The sequence below is a fragment of the Kitasatospora sp. NPDC087314 genome (genome assembly GCF_044744365.1).
GTDB lineage: Bacteria > Actinomycetota > Actinomycetes > Streptomycetales > Streptomycetaceae > Kitasatospora.
In genome coordinates this window covers 815,297-830,117 of record NZ_JBIUYE010000001.1, presented here as the reverse complement: position 1 = coordinate 830,117, position 14,821 = coordinate 815,297, and the positions used below count along the sequence as shown (strand labels likewise).

15 protein-coding genes are annotated in these 14,821 nt (G+C 73.8%); 12 read left to right on the top strand and 3 right to left on the bottom strand.

The window, feature by feature from the left end; all coding sequences use genetic code 11:
• Nucleotides 1-385: 385 nt before the first annotated feature.
• The 4 genes from ACIO5E_RS03835 (at nt 386) to ACIO5E_RS03820 (ending at nt 5,149) form a co-directional block, all read left to right on the top strand.
• A complete protein-coding gene (locus ACIO5E_RS03835; protein WP_400663311.1) occupies nt 386-1,066 on the top strand; it encodes a TetR/AcrR family transcriptional regulator in 681 nt (226 codons plus the stop codon).
• Nucleotides 1,067-1,299: 233 nt separating this feature from the next.
• Nucleotides 1,300-2,829: an MFS transporter gene (locus tag ACIO5E_RS03830; protein ID WP_400663308.1), complete on the top strand. Its 1,530-nt coding sequence runs from the start codon at nt 1,300-1,302 to the stop codon at nt 2,827-2,829.
• 229 nt (nt 2,830-3,058) lie between these two features.
• The gene (locus ACIO5E_RS03825; RefSeq protein ID WP_400663305.1) at nt 3,059-4,669 is read left to right on the top strand and encodes a cytochrome bc complex cytochrome b subunit; all 1,611 of its coding nucleotides are present in this window, start codon (nt 3,059-3,061) and stop codon (nt 4,667-4,669) included.
• 39 nt (nt 4,670-4,708) lie between these two features.
• On the top strand, nt 4,709-5,149 hold the full coding sequence (locus ACIO5E_RS03820; protein WP_348534049.1) for a PPOX class F420-dependent oxidoreductase: 441 nt from the start codon (nt 4,709-4,711) through the stop codon (nt 5,147-5,149).
• Nucleotides 5,150-5,285: 136 nt separating this feature from the next.
• Here ACIO5E_RS03820 and ACIO5E_RS03815 read toward each other — a convergent pair whose 3' ends face one another.
• Nucleotides 5,286-5,486: a hypothetical protein gene (locus ACIO5E_RS03815; protein ID WP_400663301.1), complete on the bottom strand. Its 201-nt coding sequence runs from the start codon at nt 5,484-5,486 to the stop codon at nt 5,286-5,288.
• The gene (locus ACIO5E_RS03810) at nt 5,483-5,752 is read right to left on the bottom strand and encodes a DUF1876 domain-containing protein (RefSeq protein ID WP_280674142.1); all 270 of its coding nucleotides are present in this window, start codon (nt 5,750-5,752) and stop codon (nt 5,483-5,485) included. The genes ACIO5E_RS03815 and ACIO5E_RS03810 overlap by 4 nt, the downstream gene beginning before the upstream one ends.
• Nucleotides 5,753-6,668: 916 nt before the next feature.
• Between ACIO5E_RS03810 and ACIO5E_RS03805 the strand changes: the two genes are divergently transcribed.
• The 6 genes from ACIO5E_RS03805 to ACIO5E_RS03780 all read left to right on the top strand — a co-directional run bounded on the left by ACIO5E_RS03805 (nt 6,669) and on the right by ACIO5E_RS03780 (nt 12,280).
• Nucleotides 6,669-7,094 carry a thioredoxin family protein gene (locus ACIO5E_RS03805; protein WP_400663453.1) on the top strand — a complete coding sequence of 142 codons (426 nt, stop codon included), beginning with the start codon at nt 6,669-6,671 and terminating at the stop codon, nt 7,092-7,094.
• Between the two features lie 250 nt (nt 7,095-7,344).
• The gene (locus ACIO5E_RS03800) at nt 7,345-8,079 is read left to right on the top strand and encodes an alpha/beta fold hydrolase (protein ID WP_400663298.1); all 735 of its coding nucleotides are present in this window, start codon (nt 7,345-7,347) and stop codon (nt 8,077-8,079) included.
• A 189-nt stretch (nt 8,080-8,268) separates the two neighbouring features.
• Nucleotides 8,269-8,730: an OsmC family protein gene (locus ACIO5E_RS03795; RefSeq protein WP_400663295.1), complete on the top strand. Its 462-nt coding sequence runs from the start codon at nt 8,269-8,271 to the stop codon at nt 8,728-8,730.
• The gene (locus tag ACIO5E_RS03790) at nt 8,727-10,169 is read left to right on the top strand and encodes a dihydrolipoyl dehydrogenase family protein (protein WP_400663292.1); all 1,443 of its coding nucleotides are present in this window, start codon (nt 8,727-8,729) and stop codon (nt 10,167-10,169) included. The genes ACIO5E_RS03795 and ACIO5E_RS03790 overlap by 4 nt, the downstream gene beginning before the upstream one ends.
• 118 nt (nt 10,170-10,287) lie before the next feature.
• Entirely contained in the window at nt 10,288-11,382 is a 1,095-nt protein-coding gene (locus ACIO5E_RS03785) for a WD40/YVTN/BNR-like repeat-containing protein (protein ID WP_400663289.1), read from the top strand.
• Nucleotides 11,383-11,491: 109 nt separating this feature from the next.
• On the top strand, nt 11,492-12,280 hold the full coding sequence (locus ACIO5E_RS03780; RefSeq protein ID WP_400663286.1) for a GNAT family N-acetyltransferase: 789 nt from the start codon (nt 11,492-11,494) through the stop codon (nt 12,278-12,280).
• Here ACIO5E_RS03780 and ACIO5E_RS03775 read toward each other — a convergent pair.
• Nucleotides 12,277-12,984, bottom strand: coding sequence for an EamA family transporter (locus ACIO5E_RS03775; protein WP_400663284.1), 708 nt, complete (start codon nt 12,982-12,984; stop codon nt 12,277-12,279). The two genes, ACIO5E_RS03780 and ACIO5E_RS03775, sit on opposite strands and share 4 nt — an antisense overlap.
• Between ACIO5E_RS03775 and ACIO5E_RS03770 the strand changes: the two genes are divergently transcribed.
• Nucleotides 12,974-13,543 (top strand): SIS domain-containing protein, encoded by a 570-nt coding sequence (locus ACIO5E_RS03770; RefSeq protein ID WP_400663281.1) that lies wholly within the window; start codon nt 12,974-12,976, stop codon nt 13,541-13,543. The genes ACIO5E_RS03775 and ACIO5E_RS03770 overlap by 11 nt on opposite strands.
• Before the next feature lie 211 nt (nt 13,544-13,754).
• Nucleotides 13,755-14,819, top strand: coding sequence for a LacI family DNA-binding transcriptional regulator (locus tag ACIO5E_RS03765; protein ID WP_400663278.1), 1,065 nt, complete (start codon nt 13,755-13,757; stop codon nt 14,817-14,819).
• The last annotated feature ends 2 nt before the right edge of the window (nt 14,820-14,821 follow it).

Sequence of the window (14,821 nt, the reverse complement as noted above, 5' to 3'; positions counted from 1 at the left end):
CCTCCTCGCCACCCGGCCGCCGGGCCCCTCCCGACTCCCACGGCCCACCGGCCGCCCGGGACGCCCTCAGCCTAGGCCGACGGGCCCAGCGCCCACCGGGAGGCATGGCCGGGATCAGCGCACCCAGTTCTTCGGCGGCTCGGTGTCCAACGGGATCCCCACCGGCTCGGGCAGGTGGACCGTCGTGCCGAACGGGAGGATCCGGGCGCTCTGGTCGCGCACGCCGTCGGGCTGGAGGGCAGCCTCGACCCGTCCGGCGCCGGCGAAACCGAAACGTGACCCACGTCACGGCGAAAGCCGAAATTTCCGGGGATGGAATCCCCGTTTGCTCTTTCGTAGGCACAAGCGGGGAGAATTTCCCCGGTATCCTGAAGGAGCAGTCGCCGTGACCACCGCCGCCACCGAGCCGGTCCGTCCCGTGGAGACCGTCCGCGCGCCCAAGCTGCGCGCCGACGCGACCCGCAACCGGGAACGGATCGTCCTGGCGGCCCGCGACGCCTTCGTCGAACACGGCCCGGACGTGCCGCTGGACGAGATCGCGAAGCGGGCCGGGGTCGGCAACGCCACGCTGTACCGGAACTTCCCGGACCGCGCGGCGCTGATCCGCGAGGTGGCACTGCTCGTCAAGAACCGCATCCTGGCCCTCGCCGAGACGGCGACGGCGGAGGCGGACACTCCTGACGGCAGCGGTCCGTTCGACGCTCTGCAGCGGTTCGCGCACGCGACCGTCGCGGAGAAGGTCGGCGCGCTCTGCCCGCTGTTCACCAACCACGTCGACCCCTTCGACGCGGACCTGGCCGAAACCCGCGAACGCCTGACGACCGCCGTGAGCGGCCTGATGGAACGCGCCCGGGCGGCGGGTGAGCTACGGTCGGACGTCGACCACGGTGACCTGTTCATCGCGATCAGCCAGCTGACCCGGCCGCTGCCGGGGACCTCCTGCCATCTGCTCGACGACTTCGTCCACCGGCACCTGCAGTTGCTCCTGGACGGCCTGCGCGCGCCGGCCCGTTCGGTCCTGCCCGGCCGGGCCGCGACCTTCGAGGACCTCCGACCCCACCACTGACCGACCAGCGGCACCACCACTGACCGACCCGCCCTCCTGACCGCCCGGAGCACCGACCCCGAGCACCGACTCGGACGCACCGGCCATCACGCCGGACGCAGCGCCGGCCCGCCAGGAGCCGATCCCGCACGCCACGCACCGACCCACGCACCGAGGCCCCGTACGGCGACCAGCCGTCCCCGTACGGCGATTGACCGTTCTCGCACACCACGCACCCCGAAGTGAGCACCTCCATGCCTGAAACCGACGCCCGACCGGCGACACTGCCCGATCCCCGGCGCTGGAAGGCGCTGATATTCATCGGCCTCGCCCAGCTGATGGTCGTCCTGGACGCCACCATCGTGAACATCGCCCTGCCGTCCGCCCAGAAGGACCTGGGCATTTCCGACGGCAACCGCCAGTGGGTGATCACGGCCTACGCGCTGGCATTCGGCGGCCTGCTGCTGTTCGGCGGCCGGATCGCGGACCTCTGGGGCCGCAAGCGGACCTTCGTGGTCGGCCTGACCGGCTTCGCGCTCGCCTCCGCGCTCGGCGGCGCCGCGGCCAACACCGCGATGCTGCTCGGCGCCCGCGCCCTGCAGGGCGTGTTCGGCGCGCTGCTCGCGCCGGCCGCGCTGTCGCTGCTCGCCGTGACCTTCACCGAGGCCAGGGAGCGCGCCAAGGCCTTCGGCATCTACGGCGCGATCGCCGGTGGCGGTGGCGCGATCGGTCTGATCCTCGGCGGCCTGCTGACCGAGTACATGAACTGGCGCTGGACCTTCTTCGTCAACGTTCCGTTCGCCATCGTCGCCGCCGCGGGCGCCGTCCTGGTGATCCGCGAGCCCGCCGCGGGCCGCAACCGCAACCGGCTGGACGTCCCCGGCGTGCTGCTGGTGACCACCGGCCTGGTCTCCCTGGTGTACGGCTTCACCCGCGCCGAGTCCAACGGCTGGACGGCCGGGAGCACGCTGGCACTGTTCGTCGCGGCCGCCGTGCTGCTGACCGCCTTCGTCCTGGTGGAGCTCAGGGTCAAGGCCCCGCTGCTGCCGCTGCGCGTGGTGCTGGACCGCAACCGCGGCGGGGTGTACCTGTCGCTCGGCCTGGCCGTGATCGGCATGTTCGGCCTGTTCCTGTTCCTGACCTACTACCTGCAGATCGTGCGCGGCTACAGCCCGGTGCTGACCGGTGTGGCGTTCCTGCCGATGGTGGCGGGCATGATCACCGGCTCGACCCAGATCGGCGCCCGGCTGATGACCCGCGTCCCGGCGCGCTTCCTGATGGCCCCCGGCTTCCTGGTCGCCTCGATCGGCATGCTGCTGCTGAGCAACATCGGCCTGGACACCTCCTACCCGATGCTGATCCTGCCCGGCCTGGTCCTGATGGGCCTCGGCATGGGCACCGCGTTCATGCCGGCCATGAGCCTGGCCACGCACGGCGTCCAGCCGCGCGACGCGGGGGTGGCCTCCGCGATGGTCAACACCTCGCAGCAGGTCGGCGGCGCCATCGGCACCGCGCTGCTGAACACCATCGCGGCCAGCGCCACCACGAGCTGGCTGACCTCGCACGCGACCGCCGCGGCCGCCGCATCGCCGAAGGCCGCCCAGGCGCTGCAGTTCCAGGGCATGGTGCACGGCTTCACGACCGCGATCTGGGTGTCCTTCGGGATCCTGGTGGCGGCCTCCGCGATCGCCTTCACCCTCATCAACGCCGGTCGCCCCGACGCGACGGCGGGCTCGGGTGCCGGGGCGGCGAAGAGCGACGAGGTGCCGGTGCTGGTGCACTGACGCCTGCGGGTTACTCGGGTGCGTACGCGGCCCGTCCGGTGTCCTGGGACACCGGACGGGCCGTTCGCCGTTCCGGGGCACTCGCCGTTCCGGGCCGGGTCCGGGTCCGGGCACATCACCGTCGGGATCACAGCCACCCCGGGTAGAAGCGGGGATCATTCCCCGATTATGGTGGCCTCAGCGAAAACGGGGAATGATCCCCGCTTCCTTTCGACCGAGGTGCGTGCACATGACCGGGAATCAGAGCCCAGGGCGGGGGCGGCGGGCCGCCGACTGGGCGGACGGCCGACTGGGGATCCACACCCTGGCCAGGGCCAACCTGCGCAAGATCTTCCCGGACCACTGGTCCTTCATGCTGGGCGAGATCTGCCTGTACACCTTCCTGATCATCATCCTGACCGGCGTCTGGCTGACCCTGTTCTTCAAGCCCTCCATGGGCGAGGTGATCTACGACGGCTCGTACGTCCCGCTCAAGGGCGTGCCCATGTCGCAGGCCTACGCCTCGACCGTGGACATCAGCTTCGAGGTCCGCGGCGGTCTGCTGATCCGGCAGATCCACCACTGGGCGGCGCTGGTCTTCGTCGCCGCGATGTTCGTGCACATGATGCGGGTGTTCTTCACCGGCGCGTTCCGCAAGCCGCGCGAGGTCAACTGGGTCTTCGGCTTCCTGCTGCTGTTCCTGGGCCTGCTGGACGGCTTCTTCGGCTACTCGCTCCCGGACGACCTGCTGTCGGGCACCGGCATCCGGTTCGTCGAGGGCGTGGTGCTGGCGCTGCCGCTGGTCGGCACCTACGTCCAGATGTTCCTGTTCGGCGGGGAGTTCCCCGGGCACGACATCATCCCGAGGTTCTTCACCATCCACGTGCTGCTCGTCCCCGGCATCATGCTCGGGCTGCTGGTCGCGCACCTGATCCTGGTCTTCTACCACAAGCACACCCAGTGGGCAGGGCCCGGGAGGACCGAGAAGAACGTCGTCGGCATGCCCCTGATGCCGGTCTACCTGGCCAAGGCCGGCGGGTTCTTCTTCCTGGTCTTCGGTATCGTCGCGCTGATGGCGGCCGTCGCCACCATCAACCCGATCTGGGCGTACGGCCCCTACCGCCCCGACCAGGTCTCCACCGACGCGCAGCCCGACTGGTACATGGGCTTCGCCGAGGGCCTGATCCGGGTGATGCCCGGTTGGGAGGTCGGGCTCTGGGGGCACACCCTCAACCTCGGCGTGCTGATCCCGTTCACGCTGTTCCCGGTGATCCTGGGCGCGATCGCGGTCTACCCGTTCATCGAGGGCTGGGTGACCGACGACCGGCGTGAACACCACCTGCTGGACCGGCCGCGCAACGCGCCCGTCCGCACCGCGCTCGGCGCCGCCTGGATCAGCCTCTACCTGGTGATGCTGGCCGGCGGCGGCAACGACCTCATCGCCACCCACCTGCACCTGTCGCTCAACGCGATCACCTACGCGGTGCGGATCGGCTTCTTCGTCGTCCCGGTGGCCGTCTTCGTCATCACCAAGCGCTGGTGCCTGGGCCTGCAGCGGCGCGACCGTGACAAGGTGCTGCACGGGCGCGAGACCGGCGTCATCAAGCGCCTGCCGCACGGCGAGTTCACCGAGGTACACGCCGGGCTCGCGCCCGCCGAACTGCACCGGCTCACGGCACACGAGCAGCCCCGCCCCCTCGAACTGCGGGCCCCGGTCGACGAGAATGAAGTCGCCCACCCCGCAGGTGTGCTCACCCGCACGCGTGCGAGGCTGTCCCGCGGATTCCACGGCGAGCACGCCCGGATCGCCAAGCCCACCGCCGAGGAGTACCGCGAGATCACCGAGGGCCACGGGCACTGACCTGCGGCCCCCGGTCCCCCACGCCAGAGGGAGGACATCGTGCACGACCGAACCGACCAGCTCGCCGACAGCAGATACCTCCTGCTCACCACCTTCGACGAGGACGGCAGGCGGCAGGACTCGCAGATCTGGGTGGTGCCCGACGGCACCGCGCTCGGCATCTGGACGCCCGCCCACTCCGGCGAGGCCGAACGGATCCGGCGCCGCCCCCGGGTGCTGGTCGGCCCCTGCGACGCCCACGGACGCCCGACCGGGCGCAGCGTGCCGGCCCACGCGCGACTCTGCGACCCGGACGCCACGGCCCGCTACCGCACCTCGCTGATCAACAAGTACGGCCTGACGGCGCTGATCGCGCTGGCCCGCAGCCGGTTCCGGGTCGGGCTGGCCGGGACGGTCGGCATCCGGATCACGCTCAACGAGCTGGAGCAGCGGCTGGTCGGGCCGGAGTGGCGGCTGCCGACGACGTACTGCGTCAACTGAGCCCGATCGGCACATGGCGCCGCGACGCCGCCCACCATGTGCCGGTCGGTCTGAGCCCGTCGAGTGCCGCGAGCCGGATGCGGCCGGCCCCGGCACTCGGCGTTGCAGCGGTTTCGGTCAGAGCCCGTCGTCCGGCTCAGAGCCCGTCGTCCGGTGCCTTCGCCAGGTCGTCGGGTTCGCACGCCTCCCGTCCGGTCGCCAGGTGCACGACCTTGATCGCCCGGTCGGGGCCGCCGGGCACGACCCGCTGCTCGTGCCCGCAGCGCGGGCAGATCAGCGGGATGCGCGGGCGGTACGACTCCCGTCCGGCGGGGCCGTCCGAGTGCGGGGCGGTCACGTCAGTGGGTGGGTCGGGACCGGGCTGACCTCCTGGATCTCGCCGTGGGCCTTGGTGAGCAGTTGCGAAGCCAGGTCGTTGAGCGCCCGGGCCCCCGCGATCTCCTCGCCCACCCGCAGCTGTTCCGGGTCCGACGGGTGGCGGCTGCTGTAGCCGTGGGCCCGGAGTTCGCTGCCGTCCCGGAGCCTGAGCATGGCCGCGGCGGTCGTCCGCGGGCCGTCCTCGCGAAACTCCATCTCGATGTGCCAACCGACCAGCGTCTGCATGGCGGATCACCTCCATCGGTTACTCCTCCAGAGTGCGCCGCACCCACCGTGAACACCAGAGCAGGCGCAGCCGCCCGAGGAGAACGCTCCTGCCCCCCGGCTGCACAGAGTCACCGCGTCCGGCGAAACCGCATGACCGTGCGCCCGCCCGGTCCGGCATGATCCTCCGGTGACGGTGGACACGGCGATACGGCGGATCGCGGACGGCAACGACGTGAAGGGCCTTCGGGACTTCCGGCCGCCGACCGCACGTTGGGCCGGGGAGCAGCGGTAACCGGCTTTCTGACGCACCGGGCGCTCGTGCACGACGGGCGGCTCTCCCCGCAGCGGCGGCTCGACGCCCTACGGACCTGCCTGACCTGCTTCGCGCCCTACGGCTTCCGGGCCACCTGCCACCACCTCACGCTCAGTGCCCGGACGCCCCGGCTGCTGGAGGCGGACCCGGACTCGCCGGTGCGCGCGGTGGCACAGCTTCGAGCCGGCCGTGCGGGTCGGCTGGCGCGGGATCCGGCAGCGGGAGCACCTGACCGGCGAGGGCACACCGAACCCGCGCTGGCCCGGCGTTCGGGGGCCGGCCCGGATCGAGCGACTGGAGGCGTACGAGGTGCACCCGGGCCTCGATCCGGCGGTGTGACACAGGCGTGGCGGCGCGCCGGGACGGCGACCGGATGGCAGGTCAACCGGCCCTGGACGCCCGCGCGTTGAGTGGCGGTCCGGCTGCCCCGGGGTTCGCCGTCCACGCCGATGGCGGGCCGGGCGCCGGCGCCCGGGGCGGTGGCGCCGAACTGCTCGGCGGCGGCCACGACGGAGGGCGTGGCCCCGGTGGTGAGCACCGCGGCCGTGACGGCGGCGCCGGCCCCGCCCGCGTGGCGTCGGAATACCCCGTCGAGGCGCGCGGTTGTCGCGAGCACATGATCTGTGGCGTCGCCTCCGGAAGGGAAGGAATCGCGAGATGAGCAGCACGGTCGAGCTGACCAAGGAGAACTTCGACGACATCGTCCCCGGCCCGGAGGGCAAGGACTTCGTCTTCATCGACTTCTGGGCCGGGTGGTGCGGGCCGTGCCGCCAGTTCGCCCCGGTCTACGAGAAGGCGGCCGAGCGCCACTCGGACCTCGTCTTCGCCAAGGTGGACACCGAGGCGCAGCAGGAGCTCGCCTCCGCGTTCGGGATCCAGTCGATCCCGACGCTGGCGATCATCCGCGAGGGCGTGCTCGTCTTCTCGCAGGCCGGCGCGCTGCCGGAGGCGGTGTTCGAGGACCTGATCGGCCAGGCCAGGGAGCTGGACATGGTCGAGGTGAAGCGCAAGGTGGCGCAGGAGCAGGCGGCCGAGGGCCAGGCCTGAGCCCGCCGGATCCAGGGCCCGGGGAGTGCGACTCCCCTAGGGCGTGTCTGACATTTCGCGGCGCGGCGGGAATTGTCAGACACGCCCTATCTCCTCGCGCGTTCGGCTCCAGGCGGTGAGCCGCGCCGCCGGCGCCCGGACCTGCGCCCTTCTTCCGGGCCCGACCGGCAATCCGGACGGAATCCGTCCTGATTCGATCCTAGAGTCGTCGGCGACGGAGGTCCTGCCCGACGACGAGGAGCGATCCACCATGAGCACGTTCGTACTGGTCCCCGGTTTCTGGCTCGGCGCCTGGGCCTGGGACGAGGTCGCCGCGCCGCTGCGCACCGCCGGGCACACCGTCCATGCGGTGACCCTGCCGGGGGTGGCGGAGCGCGCGGGCGACGCCGAGCCGATCGGGCTGGCGGAACACGTCGCCGCGCTGGCCGACCTGATCGTCCGCGAGGACCTGTGGGAGGTGGTGCTGGTCGCGCACAGCGGCGCCTGCGCCCCGGTGGGCGGCGTCGCGGACCGGATGCCGGAGCGGATCCGCCGGGTGGTCTACCTGGACAGCGGCCCGATGATCGACGGCGGTTCGCTGTACGACATCTGGCGACCCGACTACCGCGCGCTGGCCGACACCTCGGTGGTCGGCGGCCGGCTCCCGATGCCGTCCTGGGCCGACCTCGCCGCCAACGGCGCCGACCAGGAGGGCCTGGACGAGGCCGCGCTGGCCCGGATCCGCGAGCGGGCCACCCCCCACCCGGCCGGGGCGTACCGGGATCGGCTGCGGCTGACCGGCGCCGCGGCCGGGCTCCCCCAGGCGCTGGTGTCCTGCTCGTTCCCGCTCGCCCAGGTGCACGCGATGGTCGCGGCCGGCCACCCGTGGTTCGCCGGGCTCGACGGGCCGAACTGGGAGCTGCGCGAACTGCCCACCGGGCACTGGCCGATGTTCTCCCGCCCGGCCGACACGGCGGCGGTGCTGGCAGAGCTCGCGGCGCTCTGACCCGCCGTCGAAGCCCGGAACGCCGCGACGTGTTCGGCTGCGTGCCCGCCTACGCGTTCGACTGCGGGTTCGTCTGCGTGTTCGTCTGCGCGAACCCGGGCTGACGTCGCAGGATGGGCACGGCGCCGGGCACGCGGCACGGCGCCGGTCCGGCGGGGAGGCCGGATCCGAGCGGAAAGCGAGCCCCCGATGAGCAAGCAACAAACCGGCCGCGCGGCCGAACCGTTCACCGCCGATCCGGAGTTCAAGCGGGTCACCACCGCCGTCGTGACCGGCAGCAGCACCGACGCGCCGTTCCACGTGGACGTCAAAGCCGGCACCCACCCGCTGACCGCCGACGAGCCGGTGCGGCGCGGCGGCTCGGACAGCGGGCCGGAGCCGTTCGCCCTGCTGCTCGCCTCGCTCGGCTCCTGCACCGCGATCACCCTGCGGATGTACGCGGAGCGCAAGAAGTGGCCGCTGGAGTCCGTCCAGGTCAGGCTCGGGTACGAGACGAACGGCCTCCACGGGCGGATCTCCCGGAGGGTCGCCCTCACCGGCGCGCTGGACGACGCCCAGCGCGCCCGGCTGCTCGACACCTGCGAGCGCACGCCCGTCACCCTCGCCCTGCGGGCCGGGGTGGCCATCGACACCACGGAGGACCGGGCATGACCACCACACCCGAGGAGTACGACGTCATCGTCCTGGGGGCCGGCCCGACCGGCGAGAACGTCGCCGACCGGACGGTCGCCGCCGGGCTTCGCACGGTGGTCGTGGAGGCCGAACTGGTCGGCGGCGAGTGCTCGTACTGGGCCTGCATGCCGAGCAAGGCGCTGCTGCGCCCGGTGGCCGCGCTGGCCGACGCCCGCGCCGTGGCCGGCTCCCGGGAGGCGGTCGGCGACAGGACGCTGGACCCGGCCGCGGTGCTGGCCCGGCGGGACTCCTTCACCTCGCACTGGAACGACGACGGCCAGGTGCAGTGGCTGCGGGACACCGGCATCGAGCTGGTGCGCGGCCACGGCCGGCTGGCGGGCGTGCGGACCGTCACCGTGGAGGCCGAGGACGGCACCGAGCGGACGCTCACCGCCCGACACGCCGTCGCCGTGTGCACCGGCAGCCGGCCGGTGCTCCCCACCGGCGTGCCGGGGTTGGCCGAGGCCCACCCGTGGACCAACCGGGAGGCGACCGCCGCCCCGGCCGTGCCCGGCCGCCTGGCGGTGGTCGGCGGCGGCGTGGTCGGGGTGGAGCTCGCGACCGCCTGGCGGGCGCTCGGCTCCGAGGTGGTCCTGCTGGTGCGCGGCGACAAGCTGCTGCCGCGGATGGAACCGTTCGCGGGCGAGCTCGTCGCGGAGGGCCTGCGGGAGGCCGGGGTCGATCTCCGCTTCGGGACCGAGGTCACCGCGCTGGAGCGGGCGGACGGCGCCGGACCGGTCGTCCTGACGCTCGACGGCGGGGAGCGACTGACCGCCGACGAGGTGCTGTACGCGACCGGGCGGGCCCCGCGCACCGCCGACGTCGGGCTGGAGCAGGTCGGGCTGAAGCCGGGCGACTGGATGGACGTGGACGACAGCTGCACCGTGCTCGGCGTCGACGGCGAGTGGCTGTACGCCGCCGGGGACGTCAACCACCGGGCGCTGCTCACCCATCAGGGCAAGTACCAGGCCCGGATCGCCGGCGCCGCGATCGTGGCCCGCGCCCAGGGGCGTGCGCTGGACACCTCCCGCTGGGGCGCGCACGCCGCGTCGGCCGACAGCGCGGGCGCGCCGCAGGTGGTGTTCACGCACCCGGAGGTCGCCGCCGTCGGCCTGACCCTGGCGGCCGCCGCGCGGGCCGGGCTGCGGGTCAAGAACGTCGACCACGACTTCGGTGCCGTCGCCGGGGCCTCGCTGTACGGCGACGGCTACCGCGGCCGGGCCCGGGTGGTCTTCGACCTGGACCGGGAGGTGCTGGTCGGCGCCTGCCTGGTCGGCCCCGGGGTCGCCGAACTGCTGCACTCGGCGACCGTCGCGGTGGTCGGCGAGGTGCCGATCGACCGGCTCTGGCACGCCGTCCCCTCGTACCCGACGATCAGCGAGGTGTGGCTGCGGCTGCTGGAGGGCTGCCGGGGGTGAACCGGGGGTGAGGACACGGCCCCTGGGCGCGGCGAGATGTGACCGCCGGTGGACGGCGGGACACTGGCAGTCGGGGGCCGTCCCGGGGGGCCGTGCTCGTGACCAGGTGGTGTGAGATATGACCGAGGTGCTGTTGGCCGTCGGAACCGAGAAGGGCCTGTTTCTCGGCCGCAGCCGCGACCGGCTGGACTGGGAGTTCAGCGGGCCGCACTTCCGGATGAACGCGATCTACTCCGTCTCCGTCGACCGCCGCGACGGCCGCACCCGGCTGTTGGTCGGCGCCGACAGCAGCCACTGGGGGCCGTCGGTCTGGCGCTCCGACGACCTGGGCACCACCTGGTACGAGCCGCCGCAGCCGGCGATCCGCTTCCCCGAGTCCACCGGCGCCTCGCTCACCCGGGTCTGGCAGCTCCAACCGGCCGGCCCGGAGGCCCCCGGCGTCGTCTACGCCGGCACCGAGCCGGCCGCGCTGTTCCGGTCCGAGGACGGCGGCGAGACCTTCAGCCTGGTCGAGTCGCTCTGGAACCACCCGCAGCGGCCCGAGTGGGGCGCCGGGTACGGCGGCCAGGGCCTGCACACCATCGTCACCGACCCGCGCGACCCGCAGCGGCTGCTGGTCGCCGTCTCCAGCGGCGGCGTCTACCGCAGCAAGGACGGCGGTGACAGCTGGGAGCCCGCCAACACCGGCCTGCGCGCCGAGTTCTTCCCGGAGGGGGGCCAGTACCCCGAGTTCGGCCAGTGCGTGCACAAGATCGCCGCCGATCCGGTCCACCCCGACCGCCTGTACCTGCAGAACCACGGCGGCGTCTACCGCAGCGACGACTGGGGCGCGAACTGGCACTCCATCGTCGACGGGCTGCCCGCCGAGTTCGGCTTCGCCGTCGCCGCCCACCCCCGCCGGGGCGACACGGCCTACCTGTTCCCGCTCGGCGGTTCGGACGACCGCATCCCGCCCGGCCACCGCTGCCGGATCTTCCGCACCACCGACGGCGGCACCAGCTGGCAGCCGCTCGCCGACGGCCTGCCCGGCGAGGACCACTACGGCGTCGTGCTGCGCGACGCGCTGCGCACCGACGACGCCGACCCGGCCGGGATCTACTTCGGCAACCGGACCGGCGACGTCTACGGCAGCCACGACGAGGGCGAGAGCTGGGCGCCGCTGCTCTCCCACCTGCCGGACGTGCTCTGCGTCCGGGCCGCGGTGGTGGGTTGACGATCGGGGGCGGGCTGACGAACGGGGGCGGACCGGCAATTCGGTTGCCCGGGGGCGCGGTCTCGCCGAACATGACGGCGGACGAACGATCGTGCGAACGGAGCTGGGTGTGACCGAGACTGACTGGGTGATCGGACGGAACGGCGAGGGCGCGGCGGTGGTGCGCTACCTCCCGGGCGAGCGGGCGGGTCGGCCCTGGGCCGACCTGCTGGAGGTGGTGGACGGGAGCGGCGGCACCGACCCGGTGGAGTTCGTCCGTACCGAGATGGCCGGGTGGGTGGTGTCCGGCACCGCCGAGCTCGGCCGGGCCCTGCTGGACCACGGCGCGACCGTGCTCCGGCACGCCCACGTCATGCGGCGCGACCTGGTCGTCGACGCCCCTCCCGCCGACTGGGCCGGGGCCCCGCTGCGGGACGGCCTGCGGGCCGTGCCCTGCGACCGCGCGCCCGAGGAGGTTTTCGCGGCCTGGCGGGCCGCGTTCGCCCCCGGGCACCCGGACCACTTCGCGGGCGACGACCGGCAGGCGCTGGCGGAGCGGCTCACCCCGCTGCTCGCCGGGGAGGTCATCGGGCCGGTGCTGCCGTCCAGCCTGCTCGCCGTGGACGCGGACGACCGGGTGGTGGCCGGGCTCATCCTCACCCACCGCGACGGCGTGCCGTGGGTCGGCGACGTCTTCCGCCACCCGGAGCTCGGCTACCGGGGCCTCGGCGCGGACCTGCTGCGCCTGACGGTCGCCGACGCCGCCGAACGCGGGCTCGCCGAGGTCCAGTTGGCCGTCACCGAGGGCAACCCGGCTCGCCGGCTCTACGCATCGCTGGGCTTCGAGCTGCTGACCACCGCGCTGACCGTGATCGTGCCGGAGCAGGAGCAGGCCCCGGCACGATCCAACATCCCCTAAGGCCGGGCCAGTTCCAGGACGGCGATCCCCGCCAGCACGGTGATGCCGGCGGTCAGCCGCAGCCGTCCGAGGCGCTCCCGGAAGACCACGGTGGCGATCAGGGCGGCGATCACGATGCTGGTCTCACGCAGCGCCGCGATCGTCGCCAGGTCTCCCCGGGACTGCGCCCACACCACCAGGCCGTAGGCGGTCAGCGAGAGCACCCCGCCCGCGATCCCCAGCGGCACCACCCGGCCGACCCCGGTCAGCAGCGAACGGCCGCGCCGGGCCCAGACGATGAGCGCCAGTGTCGGCCCCTGCAGCAGGAACAGCCAGGCCACGTAGCCTCCGACCGTCCCGGCGTGCCGAACGCCGCTGCCGTCCAGCACCGTGTACACGGCGATCATCACGCCCGTCCCGGCGGCGGCCCCGAGCGCGGGCAGCTGCGCCCGCCCCGGTATGCCCTTGGCGAAGGCCAGCCCGATCAGGCCGCAGGAGATCACCAGCACGCCCGACAGCTCGCCCACGCCCGGGTGCCGGCCGAGCACGGTGGCCGACAGCAGGGCCACCAGCAGCGGCGCCGAACCCCGCGCGATCGGGTACATCTGCCCGAAGTCGCCCAGTTGGTAGGCCCGCAGCAGCAGGACCGTCGACGTCACCTGGACGGCGACCGAGGCCAGCAGGTACGGCCAGGCCGAGGCCGCCGGCAGCGGGTTGAGCAGCACCCTGCGGGCCGCCCGCGCGGCCCTGGACGGGATCACCGCCACGCTCACCGCCGATGACCTGAGGGCGGCCGCCGAGGTGCTGGACGGCGCCGGCCAGGTGGTGCTGGTCGGCTCCGGACTGTCCGGCGCGGTGGTCCTCGACCTCGCCTACCGGCTGCGCGCGCTCGGCCTGCGCGTCGACGCCCCCGCGGACCCGCTCACCGCCCAGCTCGCCGCCCAGCTCGCCGCCGCCCAACTCCCGCCCGCCGGCGTCTGCTTCGCCGTCAGCCACGGCGGCGCCACCCCGCTGGTGATCGATGCCGCACGCCGGGCCCGCGCGGCCGGGGCGTCCGTGATCGCGCTCACCAGCTACGCCCACTCGCCGCTCACCGAGGCGGCCACCCACACCCTGGTCGCGGGCGGGCAGGACCTGGTCTTCGGCCTGGAGACCACGGCCAGCCGGCTCGCCCACCTGGCCGCCGTCGACGCGCTCGCCCAGACCCTGCTGACGCTGCGCGGTCGGCCCGCCGAGCAGGCCCTCGGCCTCTCGGCGGACGTCACCGCGGACCACACGTCCTGAGCGGGCCGCACGTCCTGAGCGGGATTCACCCGTCCGGGCGCGGCGTGCCGACCAGCGCTACGGTCGGCGGGGACGGCACCGGGCGGCGCCTGACCCGCCCCCTCGGTGCCGGGCCGCGGGCGCCGCACCCGCAGGCGGCCGATCAGGGCCCGGTCGGGGCGGCGGCGGTGGGAACACAGGCCGGTCGGGGGTGCTGTGTAGGCTCGCGGGCATGGTGAGGGTGACACGGGACGATGTGGCGCGGGTGGCGGGGACGTCCACGGCGGTCGTGAGTTATGTGATCAACGACGGGCCGCGGCCGGTGGCGCCGGCGACCCGGGCGCGGGTGCTCGCGGCGGTCGAGGAACTGGGCTACCGCCCCAACCGGGTCGCCCAGGCGATGGCGCGACGGCGGACCGACCTGCTCGGCATGGTCGTACCGGACGCCCGCCAGCCGTTCTTCGCCGGGCTCGCGCACGCGGTCGAGCAGGCCGCCGCCGAGCACGGCCGGCTGCTGCTGATCGGCAACTCCGACTACGTGGACGAGCGCGAGGCGCACTACATCCGCGCGTTCCTCGGCATGCAGGTGGACGGGCTGATCCTGGTCACCCAGGACCCGGCCACGCCCGGACTCACCGGCTTCGACGTGGGCGACGGCACGCCGGTCGTGCTGCTGCACCACCGGGCGGAGAGCGCCGACGGCGTCGCGGTGGTGGCGGACGACGAGGGCGGCGCCCGCGAGGTGGTCCGGCACCTGCTCGGACACGGTCACGCCGAGGTGCACTGCTTCGGCGGCACCCTCGCGCTCAGCCCGCACGACCCGGTCACCGGGCGGACGGCCGGCTGGGCCGCCGCCCTGGCCGAGGCCGGGCTGGCGACCGAGGGCCGGCTCGTCCCGGCGCCGTTCGACCGCGTCCGGGCGCACGCCGAGGCGCTCGCCCTGCTGGCGCGGCCCGACCGGCCGTCCGCCGTGTTCTGCACGACGGACGACCAGGCGATCGGCCTGCTGCGGGCCGCCGACGACCTGGGCATCCGGGTGCCGGAGCAGCTGGCGGTGGCCGGCTTCGACGACATCGCCGAGGCGGTGATCGCCGGCCCGGCGCTGACCACCGTCGCGACCGCGCAGGACGAGATGGCCCGCGCCGCGGTGGACCTGGTGCTCGGCGGGGCCGAGCGGCGCTCCACCGGTGCGCGGACCTTCCCCGCGCGACTGGTGCTGCGACGCTCCTGCGGCTGCCCGGCGCCGGACCGGGCGGCCGCAGTCACGGCCGGAGTCACCGCCACCACCCTGGTCTGACG